A 1,408-nucleotide genomic window follows, 5' to 3' on the forward strand; every position below is an offset into this window, starting at 1 on the left:
GCAATATCGTATGCATCCGCAAATTATGAGTTTTGTAAATCATTTTTATGACGGGCAGCTTATATGCGGCAATAAGGAAAAAGATCGATCGCACAATATTATATTGAAGAGTAAAAACAATACGCTCCTATCGTTAGACGATCATGTACTTTGGATTGATACCTCGTTAGATTTAAAAGGTAAACCTTTTAAAGAAAGTGAGGATAGAACCAATCGACTAGAAGCCCAGCTTATCGCTCGTACACTTGTTGATATTGACCAGCAATACGTTCAGCAAGGATTTGGCCGACATAACAAACAGGTCGTTGGTGTTGTCTCATTCTATGCAGCACAATGTCGCGTGATTCGTGAGGAAATCAAAAAAATAAATAATGGCCAGATCCAATTTGATGCAATCCATGTCGAGATCAATACCGTCATAAGATATCAAGGCAAAGAGAAGCCAATAATTTTAATCAGTTTAGTGCGTAACGACGGTGGTCCAAAAGATAAACGTAGATCTGCAAGAGCTAATGTCGCGCGGTTTGAGTTCATCAACGTTGCCATGTCGCGGGCACAAAATTTGCTGATCATCTTTGGGGCCCGCAATATGCTGGAAGCTAGGGACATATGGCTTCCTAACATGGACAAACCAGGAAAACAGAAGAAGCAGGTTTATCGTCAGATTTTTGCTCAGTTAGATCGTAATGCCCGTATTTTCGACGCGTCAGAAATGTCTGAACTATGTGATGAGGCGAAATTAAAAGGTAAAGGTGTACAGAAATGATCTACGAGCATAATATTAAAATTGATATTCCTGTATTTAAAATTGATTCAAAAATCGCCTCTCAAACGGTGCGACGCCCAACTGTATTTGAGAAAAGTGTATTGCAGTTATTTGCTAGATATTCTGGGGGTCTAGGTGAGTATACCCTTGAAGATATAGCTAAACAGCTGAAGCTTTGTTCAATATTTTTTGTTGAAGCGCTTAGATATTTGAGTGATTTCAAGGCTATCGAATTTCTTAATGGCTATTCGATAGACGATGGTGCAGCACTACAATGCAAGAGCATTTTAATTACCAACGAAGGTCGAGAGTTCCTCGCCAAAAATGCCTTGCCGAGCAAGAGTAAAAATACGACGGAAACTAGTTATTATCATCCTCTTTCAGGGGCGCTGGTTGGTAAGAATCAAATCAAAACGGATTCATATCCTGATGTGAAACGTCTACCTAGCGAAGGTATGAATGTAACTCTTTCTGCTGTTGAGCCATTGCTAGATGAGCAATTAAGGCGCAGCTGGGAGTCAAAAGCGAACGAGCGTATTGAAAGCATATCTTCTCAATTCAACGGGGAATTATGGGATCGCAAAACCTTTAAGATAGATATTAATCATAATGGTAATGTCACACCAATATCCAATGACGAAG

The 1,408-nt window shown here is 39.7% G+C and carries 2 protein-coding genes; both read left to right on the top strand.

Going from position 1 to position 1,408, the window contains the following annotated elements:
• On the top strand, positions 1–766 hold a 766-nt coding region (locus tag H5202_RS22475), incomplete at its 5' end, for an AAA domain-containing protein (RefSeq protein WP_220493982.1).
• Positions 763–1,408, top strand: a 646-nt coding sequence (locus tag H5202_RS22480) for a hypothetical protein (RefSeq protein ID WP_182773980.1), incomplete at its 3' end; no start/stop codon positions are given. The genes H5202_RS22475 and H5202_RS22480, both read left to right, overlap by 4 nt.

Origin of the sequence: Shewanella sp. SG41-4, from assembly GCF_014164505.1 — a bacterium.
GTDB lineage: Bacteria > Pseudomonadota > Gammaproteobacteria > Enterobacterales > Shewanellaceae > Shewanella.